Source organism: Lactobacillus kefiranofaciens, assembly GCF_900103655.1.
GTDB lineage: Bacteria > Bacillota > Bacilli > Lactobacillales > Lactobacillaceae > Lactobacillus > Lactobacillus kefiranofaciens.
In genome coordinates this window covers 1-10,747 of sequence record NZ_FMXC01000050.1, presented here as the reverse complement: position 1 = coordinate 10,747, position 10,747 = coordinate 1, and the positions used below count along the sequence as shown (strand labels likewise).

Below are 10,747 nucleotides of genomic sequence, written 5' to 3'. Positions count from 1 at the left end.
ATCATCAAAATCATATTGACCGGTTGGCAATTTTTTAGCCTCAAGGATTCCTTTTTCACGATAGCGTTTCAGAGTTGAACGACTGATTTGAAGCAAATCCATCACTTTTCCAGCTTTCAAAAGATCATCTCCTTCACTAATATTATATCATATATACTCATAAAGTCATTAAAGCAAGACTTAAAAATAAGCAATCATATCAAGTGATTGCTTATGAAATAATTAAACTAATAATTTCTGACTATATAAGCTAATATAGCAAAAAATATTTGAAGTATTAATAAACATAAAGATACTTCAAGTACCTCCGTAATATGATTATCTTTTAACACGAAATAATAAACGATTTCACTAGACAAATAAATATAGGAAATCAAACTAATAAAAATCAAATTATTTTCATCAGTTAATAATTTATGTATTTTTACAGAAAACTTTTGCACTAATAATATCAACAAAATATCTATAGCCAATGCTATTAATATTATTTTCTTATTAATACTTATTCCAAATAACAGAATAAATATTCCAAAGACTATCGAAGAAAACAAATCAAATAACTCGAATACAACAGCTGCACCAAATATTTTTCTTTTTTTGTGTACTTGAAAATAAAATAAAAAATACCACTAATTTGAATAATGTCTACTGTAAAATCATCTGCACCACATCTTCCCAAAAAATCGATATTGCTATAAACAGAACAGAAAAAAGAGCGGTTTCTTTATTAAATTTTAAATTAGTGATCTTATAAAAAATCCAAAGATCTAAAATAGGCGAAACAACTAATTCTATAAAAATTAAACTCATTATTTTTCTCTAAAATATTCCAAAGAAATGTGCCCGCTTTTTATTCTTCTTTATCTTTTTTATCATGTTCGTCATATTCGTCCATGAAATAAAACTTACATTTGGATTAACTAATCCACCAACAAATCCACCCTTAACTTCAACTAATTCCTTTTCATTCAACTTCTTCATAATTCAAAACTTCCTTTCAATTCATTAATCTTTACATCATCAATATTACTACTCGCTCAATCCCACAAATAAAATCGTCATATTCTGCACCATTCGAATCATATTCTGCATTATGGTCCTATTTTCCAAATCAAAAAAGCAACCGTATCCTCCCAATACAATTGCCTTTCATTCTATATCATCCCTGCAACCAGCCCAACTACATACAAGAAGATGCAGCAAACCACCAGATACAGGCTACCCCACTTAACGGTTTCCTTCAGGATCTCGCCTTCATCGCCTTCGCGGCTAATTGCACCAGTCGCCACTGCCCACTGCAATGTTCTGCGGCGACAGCATCCCTGCCGTAGCACCCGTCATGTTCGACGCTACGACCCAATACTTGCTTACGCCTAAATCCGCTGCAGCTGACAACTGTAAGTTACCAAACAGCACGTTAGCCGAAGTAGCCGAACCAGTTAAAAATGTTCCTAACGCTCCAATCAGCGGTGCAAACAATGGGTAAACTGGTCCAAGCAAGCTAACTAACGCAACAGCTAAAGCATCTGTCATTCCCGCATAAACCATTACTTTGGCTAAGCCTACAATCGCACAAACCGTAATGGTGGTCCTCCACACACTCTTAATGCATTGCCCTAAAACCTGCATCATTTTCTTAAAGCTAACGCCTTGAATCGTGCCCCCAATTAATGTAGATACAAAAAGCAAAGTACCTGGGGACGTCAGCCAGCTAATAGCCAGCGTATTCGGATCCTTCCCGGTATAGACAACTAAGTTAGTAGTAACTTTATTAAGCAAATTGCTTACCGGTGCCACTAATGATGATGCCAAAATTACAAAGATAAAAACCAAGATAAATGGTGAACAAGCTTTAAGCATTGCCTTCATACTTGGTCGTTCGACATCAGGTTCTTCCTCATCCTCATGCCATCTGGTAAACAGCACAGTGACGGCAATTGAGCAAAGTTAACCCACAATGGCAGGTAATTCTGCACCGACGAATTTAGCAGCTATTACCTGGGGAATAGCCATCCCTAATCCCGACATCAGGGTGATTAAGCCCACGCCTTTAACCGCTTTGATACTGCCTTCTGTTAAAATTACTAAAATGAACGGTACCAGTACTACCAATACAAATAATTGTAAAGTGACAATGAAGGATAAGTTTTCCTGCTTTAAATTAGTGATCTCAGCCAATGTTAAAATTGGCAAACCAATTGCACCAAATGCCGTGGCCGTTGTATTGGCAATCAAGCTAATTACCGACGCTCTAATTGGATCTAAACCAAAGGCAATTAAGATACCGGCCGCAATTGCTACCGCTGTACCAAAGCCAGCGATTGATTCCAGAAAGCCACCAAAGCCCCAGGCAATGATCAAGACGATAATTCGCTTATCAGTCGAAATGGTGGCCAGCATGTCTTGAATGGTTTTCATTCCGCCCGATTCAGTGGTTACATTATACGCAAATAAAGCCATCACAATGACGAACATGATCGGCCAGATGCCCATAATGATGCCTTCTAAAGCACCTGTCATCGTATCTAAAACTGGTAATTTAAAACTGACAACTGCCAGTACGCCTGTTAATACTAAGCCAATTACACAAGCACATGCAGCTGGCATACGCATTACGCCCAATGAAATGATTAACCAAATAATTGGGATTAATGCCAGTGCAAATTTAAGCCACATAAAGTCCTCCAATAAAAATGTATTCTATATTATTTAATCATTTATCAGGCAAAAATTAAAATCTAGATCATCGATTTTAGGATTTATTACGATTTATGCAATTTCTACTTGCAAGTTGGGCTAACAAACTATATAACAATTAATGGAAAGTAAAATTTCTCACATCATTTTAGAACTGCTCCTTGGAACAGAGTGGTTCTTTTTTCTACGCAAAAAAATACCAGGCTGAACAGTTTTCAACCTGGTATTATCATTTAACGGTGTTTAATTACATGAATAGCATATGCGACTAAATAGATTACTACCTCAATTGTCGCAATAAAGAACGTTACGGGCCAATTAGTGATAAAGCCTAAGTAAAGGCCGGCCCAAACGCCGATTAAGGCAATCACAATCGACCAAGCAATCATTGCCGGGATCGTTCTGCCGATATAACGGGCCGTTGAAGCTGGCAGAGTTAGCAGAATAAAAACTAACAATGAACCAACAATCTGCGCACCGATCGCTACTGACATAGCCAAAGCAATTAAAAAGATAATGCCGACAAAACCAGTATGCACGCCATGCGCGATGGCACCGATATGGTCAAATGAATCAAAGTTAAGATTCTTTTGTACCAGCAGAATCATTACCAACACGATAACTGACAAAATTATCAGCTGGATTACGCCCTGGCGGTCGACCCCGATAATACTACCAAACAAAATGTTAGTAGCATAGCGGCTATTAGAATTGGAAATCGCTAGGAATAAGACACCTAAACCAATGAACAAAGCGGAGATCGCACTAATCGACGATTCCTTCTGGTCGCTGTGAATAGATAGCTCACCAACGCCGATCGAACCAAGCAGCGTAAACAGGAGCATCCCCCATAACGGCGCTATCCCGATAAACACGGCAAAAGCCGCACCGGCAAAGCCGATTTCTGACAAAGTGTGGGCTAGAAAAGCATAGCTGCGAGCTACAACATACACGCCAACTACGCCACAGGTAATTGCGATAAATGTACTTGCTAAGAAGGCATAACGCATAAATTCATATTGAAACATTAGGCGAAGTCCTCCTTAAATTCACTCATCTTACCTTGTCTAACTGTCCCCTTGTTCAAATACAGATAATTAGTCATGTACTTTTTAGCCAAAGGAATATCATGAGTAACAAATAGCACGGTAATCTTATGGTGCTTATTCAAATGCTTAAGCAGATCCATTAGCTCCGTTTTAGCGACAGGATCTAGACTAGCCGTTGCCTCATCCAAGATAATCATATTAGGATGATCCAGCAAAGCCTGGGCTAAATATACCCGCTGTTTTTGTCCCCCTGAGGCTTCACTCATTCTGGTATTTTGAATACTGGTCAAATGGGTTTCAGCCAATTGATAGTCAACCTTTTCTCTGACTTTTTTGGTTTTAAAAAGTGGTGCATTCAACTCAATAAAGGCCCGAATTGATAATGGATACTCTGAATCAATATTTCTAAATTGAGGTACATAGCCCAGCCTTACATCTGAAGCAAACTTGTAGCTTCCCTCAACTGGTGCCAGCATCCCCATCAAGATTCTAATTAATGTCGTCTTCCCCGTCCCATTAGGGCCAAGCAAGGCAGTCATTGAACCTTCTTCAAGGTGAAAGTTCAACTTCTCAAAAATTGTCTTAGTATCGAATCGCATCGATAGATCATTCACATCTAAAATCAATTCAGCATCCCCTTTACTTACCAAATTAACTCGTTATCCCTATTTATTAATATTAGCCAAGTTTTGGTAATTTTCTCTCATCCAAGCTAAGTAAGTAGTGTGGTTAGGAATCGTTTCACGTACATTCAATACTGGAACATTGTTTTTCTTAGCCAGCTTAACAAAAGTCTTCACTGTTGAGCTGCTTGCTTGTGTGTTGTTAACAAAGAAGGCAATCTTCTTATCTTCAATATCCTTGGTCATCTTGTTGATCATCTTAGGACTTGGATCAGTACCATTTTCAACAGCTTCTTCAAATTCTTTGTCGCCAACCTTGTAACCAGCTTCCTCTAATGCATAATCAAAGACTGGTTCACTAACAAAGACTGGCTTATTAGTCTTTTTATCTACTGACTTAGCAATTTGCTTAATCTTATCAACCTTAGCTAAGTACTTTTCACCATTTGCCTTAAAGTAAGCGGCATGGTTTTTATCAATCTTAGATAAACGCTTGACTAAATAATCAACGTACTTAGTTGGCATGCTTAAATTATACCAAATATGGGGATTGTCACCCTTCTTAAGACCCATCAAGTCTTCACCAACTAAAACGGGCTTCTTGCTAACGGAACTAGCCAGCTTATTCATCCAGCTATCATAACCCAAACCATTAGCCACAATAATGTTAGCCTGTGTCAGCTTCTTAGCATCTGCAGTGGTTGGTTCAAAATCGTGCGGATCAGTAGAACTATTGGTAATAATAGCCTTAGCATCGCCATACTTACCCACAACATTCTTGGCAATATCTGAATAAACGTTAGTAGTAGTTACAATTGAGATCTTGTCTGAACTATTACTTGCTTTTTTATTGCTTGAACATGCCGAAACTAAGAACATGACCAAGCCAATCAATCCTAAAACAAAAACGGATTTCGTAATTCTAGATTTAACTTTTTGCATAATTTTTCCTCCATACAAAAAAGACATTTAAATCAAAAACTCAGCAATTTTTAATTTAAAGCTAGAATAAGCCTCTTTTTAAAGCATGTCAACATTTTTTAGAATGCACAAATAGCACCGAAGTCCCTTAGACCCGATGCTATCAATAATTTAAGTCTCTTAAAGAAATCGCTGAATCTAATTAAATGTCTTGTCTAGAATTACATTATTATATAAACATATTTTTATATAATTGTCAAACTAAGATTCCTTCACGTGTTGCCTAATTCCGTCCAAAATCTTGATAATGTGGCTATCTGCCAAGCTATAATATTTTTCTTGCTTAACTCGTTCACTCTTCACTAGCTTAGCTTCTTCCAAAATATGCAAGTGTCGTGAAATAGCTGGCTGACTAACATCGAATTGTTTAACTAAATTGTTAACGCTGCTTTTATGATTGTCATTTAAATAATATAAAATTTGAATCCGAATTGGATGATTGAGTGCCCGGGTAATCCGGATAATCTGATCGTTCATTTTAACTCCACCTAATTAGTTCTACAGTACTCTAATTATAATACTATTTTGACCACAAAAAAACGCTACCCGAAGGTAGCGCAAAACATAACAGAATATCTTGATTTAAGTAGAGATCATCAAGACAACTTTATTATAATACGTTTTTTACATATTGTGTTAGATTTTGTCTAATAACTGTATTTATTTAATAATTTTTATTCATTTGGATCGTCTTTAACGTTCTTCTTCCAGAAACTCATGATCAATCCGGCTACAATAGAACCGATAATGGTAGCTAAGAAGTAGAATAAGATGTGACTTGGTCCACCAATGTTACCAGCAAGTGGTGATACCCAAAGACCACCATGAGGAGCTGGAACACCAACGTGCCAAAGACCAACTAAGGCACCACCAACAGCTGAACCAATGATACATGAAGGAATAACATGACCTGGGTCAGCAGCAGCAAATGGAATTGCACCTTCAGTAATGAATGAGAAACCTAATACCCAGTTAGAAACACCGGCACGACGTTCTTCCATAGTGTACTTGTTCTTAAAGAATGCAGTACCAATAGCTGTAGCAAATGGTGGAACCATCCCACCAACCATAACGGCAGCCATCAAGATAGCAGCAGTTGCTGAGTGTGGGTCATTAGCGAACGCACCTGAAGCGAAGACATATGCAGCTTTGTTAAAAGGACCACCCATATCGATTGACATCATACCAGCCAAGATAGTAGTAAGAAGTACCAAGTTACCAGTACCCATGCTGTTCAAGAAGTGGGTAATAGCGAAGTTGATTCCACTGAAGATTGGGTTGATGATGTAGAACATGATTGCTGCAATTAAGAGCAAACCTAAGATTGGATAGAACAGCATTGGCTTCATACCTTCAACTGAATGAGGCAAGTTAGCAAATAGCTTCTTTAAACCAACCATTAAGTAACCGGCAATAAAACCTGCAGCAATACCACCTAAGAAACCAGCTGGTGAAGTTGCGTGTGCTTGAACGTTAACTTGGAATTGACCATTAACGATCGCAGCCATGTAACCACCAACAAAACCTGGCATCAGGGCTGGCAAATCACCGATTGATTCGGCAATGTAAGCAGCAAGAACTGGCACCATGAAGGCGAAAGCCAAGTTACCAGCATTGTTTAAGAAGATGAAGGCAGGTGTCTTAGGACCACCCATGTAGTTTTCTACGATGAATGAGATGGCCATTAAGATACCACCACCAATAACGAATGGCAACATATGACTGATACCGTTCATTAAGTTTTTGTAGATGCTTGCCCATACGCCTGGCTTTTCAGTACTTGCTGATTCTTCAGATTTATCTTGAGCACTTGCGTGGTAAACGTCAGCCTTGCTGTCCATGATGTCATCGATCAACTCGCCTGGCTTGTTGATTCCGTCAACAACTGGGCGGTTAACTAAATGCTTGCCATCAAAACGTGGCATGTCAACCTTCTTATCAGAAGCAATGATGACACCCTTAGCACGCTTGATTTCATCAGGAGTAAGCTTGTCCTTGACACCTTCAGAACCGTTAGTTTCGATTCTAACTTCGATGCCACGCTTCTTACCTTCCTTGATCAAGGCTTCTTGAGCCATGTATGTGTGGGCAATACCGTTAATACATGCAGTAACACCAACAATCAATGGCTTATTGTCATCATCGGAGTTGCCTTGAGCCTTAGCAGCTTCCTTAGCTTTCTTAGCCTCGGCAGCCTTCTTGTCTTCTTCGTCCTTCTTAGCTTCAGCCTTTTCAAAGAGGTCAATAACTTCTTCAGGCGTCTTAGCAGCCTTTAGCTTTTCAACTAAATCTGGGTTGATCAATAAGCCAGAAAGCTTAGCTAAAGCTTGCAGGTGCGTATTATCAGCACCAGCTGGTGCAGTAATCATGAAGAATAAGTGAACGGGTTGACCATCAAGCGAGTTGTAGTCAATGCCATCTTTACTCTTGGCAAACAATACACGTGCCTTGTTGATTGACTTGTTACGTGCGTGTGGCATTGCGATGCCGCCACCGATACCAGTAGTTGATTCATTTTCACGGTCCCAGATGGACTTGATAAATGCATCTTCATCATTAACGATATCGGTTGCAACTTCAAGGTCAGCCATCTCTTTAATGGCATCTTCTTTATTCTTGGCCTTAAGGTCCATAATCATGGACTCAGGGCTTAAAATGTCCTTAATTCTCATATATCTTTCCCCTCGTTAATTAAGAAATTTGTTCAACCTTAATTTGTGGAAGTACTGCATCGATCTGACTCTTAACTGCAATATCCTTAGTAAAGGCAGTAGCAGCACCACAAGCCATACCAATTCTGAAGCCTTCCTTGGCGTCACCGGTCTTGTAGTAAGTACCAACGAAACCAGCGATCATGGAGTCACCGGCACCAACTGAGTTAACAGCAGTACCAACAGCACCCTTAGCGTGGTAAACGTGGTCCTTGGTAAGAAGGAAGCCACCTTCACCGGCCATTGAAACCATGACGTTTTGAGCACCCTTAGCCAAAAGCTTTTGTGCATATTCAAGCATAACATCGCTTGAATCGAAGGTTACGCCAAAGAGGTCAGCCAATTCATGGTGGTTAGGCTTGATTACCAATGGCTTGTATTCCAAGGTATCAAGTAAAGCTTGACCAGTAGTATCAACGACAAATTCTGCACCAGCTTCTCTAATAGTAGGAAGAAGTGATTGATAAAAATCAGTTGGCAGACTTGGAGTAAGTGAACCACTCATGACTACGATGTCACCCTTCTTCAAATCGTTTAAACGATCCTTGAAGGCAGTGATTTCTTGATCAGTAATGTTAGGACCAGCTGCGTTGATTTCAGTTTCCTTCTCTGCGTGAATCTTAACGTTCACACGGGTGTTATCAGAAATAGTAACGAAGTCGCTTTCGATTCTCTTTTGATTCAATTGACGAACCAATTCCTTACCGGTGAAGCCACCGACAAAGCCCCAAGCGGTGTTATCAACACTTAATTGGTTAAGGATTTGAGAAACATTAATTCCTTTACCCCCTGCTAAAAATGAATCATTATTGGTTCTGTTAACTTCACCGCGGTTGACTTTTTCTAATTGAAGAACATAGTCAAGCGCTGGGTTAACAGTTACTGTATAGATCATTATTTTGCCTCCTCTAAAGTTATCTCGGCAGGTAATGCCGATTTTTGACTGTTTTTAAGTGAGTCTGTAATCACGCAGACATCCTTGGTATTGGCGAAAACAGCGAAGTTGCGCTCACCCAATTTAGACGAATCAGCTAAGACATATGCATGTCTGGCTTGTTTAATCTCAGCCATCTTAATGGCCGCTTCTTCAGGATCCGGCGTCGTTATATTGCCGTTCTGTTCAATCCCGTTAGCTCCAATAAAACTAGCTGTGAAATTCATCGCCTTGATCTGCGCTAAGGCAGTCTGACCAATTACGGCATGCGTGTCATCCTTGACCTCGCCGCCAACTAAGAAAGTCTTAATACCATGGTTAAGACTGCATAACGCCGTTTCAACGCCATTGGTGATAATCTTCACGTTAGGAATCTCTACTAAGAACGGCACCATCTCATAAGTGGTCGTTCCTGCATCGATGAAGATATTATCGCCCTGATGAACAAAATGTTCTACCGCAAGCAATCGCGATCTTAGTATCATGGTTCATGCTAAAACGGACGTTTTGAGAAACATCACGAGAGAAATGCTTGACTGATTGAGCACCGCCATGTACGCGCTTAAGAAGTCCATCTTTTTCCATTTGAATCAAATCACGACGGATAGTTGATTCAGATGTTGCAGTTAAATCGCATAATTCGCTAACGCGGCACAATTCGTGCTGGTTGACATAGTCTTCGATTAAGCTTTGACGTTCCTGTGTCAGCATCATTTTTCACCTCGATTAGTATTGTATCCGCTTTTTCATTCAAAATCAATCATTTTCATTCAAAATGTTTCAAAATTATTTATTATTGTTCAATAAGATTCATTTATCTGCACAAAAATAGTCATGCATTGCTGCATGACTGATTTATTCTTCGTCATTCATCATTATTCGTAGTCATTTTACCCTATTTGACTAAGAATAAATATTATTGACGAAGAACGTATTTAATATTTTTTCCTTTTCCAATAGGAGAAATTTTTTGCTCTTCTTTTAATTTCTTTAAATTGCGCTGAATAGTTGTCTGGCTATACTGCGGGATTAACTCTACTAATTCTGCCCGTGAAAGTGGCCGCAATTGCTGCTGCAAGGTTTTTAGAATTAATTTATCAGCCCGTAATTGCTTAGGATTATGTACAATTCCTATTCTTTCAATCAATTCACGGTAAGCCCTAACGACAACGCCTAAGAAATAATCAATAAACGGGGCATAGTTATTTTGATTCTCATTCCAATTGGCTGAACTTTGAGCCAAAGTATCATAATAAGTTTCTTTACTATCTTCAATTATTTTTTCTAGACTGATATATTTTCCTACTTCAAAACCAGAACGATACATTGTTAACAGCATCAAAAGTCGAGACATTCTGCCATTACCATCACGAAACGGGTGAATTGAAACGAAATCAAAAATAAAGGCAACAGATAAGATTAATGAACTGAGACCTAAAAATTAGACAGTTTAAAATACAGGATTAATAGAGGCTTGATTCCGATATTCTTTCGGAGTTAAGCCTTTTAGTCTACTCTTTATCCTTTCTTCGTTATAGTATTCAATATATTCTTTAATAGCTTGAGTTAATTCTTGAAGGCTATGGTATTTGTACTCTTGATCGTAAAACATCTCTGTTTTAAGCAGACCAAAGAAGTTCTCCATTAAACCATCATCCATGGAATTGCCTTTTCTAGACATGCTTTGAGTAATGCCCTGAAGGTTTTAAGGCACGTTGGTATTGGGGACTCTGATATTGACAGCCTTGGTCA

General features: G+C 38.7%; 9 protein-coding genes and 4 pseudogenes. All 13 read right to left on the bottom strand.

Annotated elements, in window-relative coordinates:
- A partial coding sequence (locus BLP58_RS12510; RefSeq protein WP_369596150.1) for a MerR family transcriptional regulator occupies window positions 1-120 on the bottom strand: 120 nt, incomplete at its 3' end.
- A gap of 525 nt (window positions 121-645) precedes the next feature.
- A complete protein-coding gene (locus BLP58_RS12220) occupies window positions 646-810 on the bottom strand; it encodes a hypothetical protein (RefSeq protein WP_013854793.1) in 165 nt (54 codons plus the stop codon).
- Window positions 811-819: 9 nt separating this feature from the next.
- The gene (locus tag BLP58_RS12180) at window positions 820-981 is read right to left on the bottom strand and encodes a hypothetical protein (protein ID WP_013854794.1); all 162 of its coding nucleotides are present in this window, start codon (window positions 979-981) and stop codon (window positions 820-822) included.
- Window positions 982-1,154: 173 nt separating this feature from the next.
- Window positions 1,155-2,676, bottom strand: a pseudogene (locus BLP58_RS10820) (L-lactate permease).
- Between the two features lie 254 nt (window positions 2,677-2,930).
- The gene (locus BLP58_RS10815) at window positions 2,931-3,725 is read right to left on the bottom strand and encodes a metal ABC transporter permease (protein WP_013854795.1); all 795 of its coding nucleotides are present in this window, start codon (window positions 3,723-3,725) and stop codon (window positions 2,931-2,933) included.
- Entirely contained in the window at window positions 3,725-4,372 is a 648-nt protein-coding gene (locus BLP58_RS10810) for a metal ABC transporter ATP-binding protein (protein ID WP_025084307.1), read from the bottom strand. Before BLP58_RS10810 ends, BLP58_RS10815 begins: the two co-directional genes overlap by 1 nt.
- Before the next feature lie 39 nt (window positions 4,373-4,411).
- Window positions 4,412-5,311, bottom strand: coding sequence for a metal ABC transporter solute-binding protein, Zn/Mn family (locus BLP58_RS10805; protein ID WP_013854797.1), 900 nt, complete (start codon window positions 5,309-5,311; stop codon window positions 4,412-4,414).
- Between the two features lie 240 nt (window positions 5,312-5,551).
- A complete protein-coding gene (locus tag BLP58_RS10800; protein WP_013854798.1) occupies window positions 5,552-5,827 on the bottom strand; it encodes an ArsR/SmtB family transcription factor in 276 nt (91 codons plus the stop codon).
- 197 nt (window positions 5,828-6,024) lie between these two features.
- Window positions 6,025-8,022, bottom strand: a complete 1,998-nt coding sequence (locus tag BLP58_RS10795; protein WP_013854799.1) for a PTS fructose transporter subunit IIABC — start codon at window positions 8,020-8,022, stop codon at window positions 6,025-6,027.
- A gap of 19 nt (window positions 8,023-8,041) precedes the next feature.
- Window positions 8,042-8,956, bottom strand: coding sequence for a 1-phosphofructokinase (gene pfkB, locus BLP58_RS10790; RefSeq protein ID WP_013854800.1), 915 nt, complete (start codon window positions 8,954-8,956; stop codon window positions 8,042-8,044).
- Window positions 8,956-9,706: pseudogene (locus tag BLP58_RS10785) on the bottom strand (DeoR/GlpR family DNA-binding transcription regulator). The gene pfkB and the pseudogene BLP58_RS10785 overlap by 1 nt, the downstream one beginning before the upstream one ends.
- Before the next feature lie 205 nt (window positions 9,707-9,911).
- A pseudogene (locus tag BLP58_RS10780) lies at window positions 9,912-10,427 on the bottom strand (Fic family protein); the annotation flags it as partial.
- Between the two features lie 18 nt (window positions 10,428-10,445).
- A pseudogene (locus tag BLP58_RS10775) lies at window positions 10,446-10,747 on the bottom strand (transposase); the annotation flags it as partial.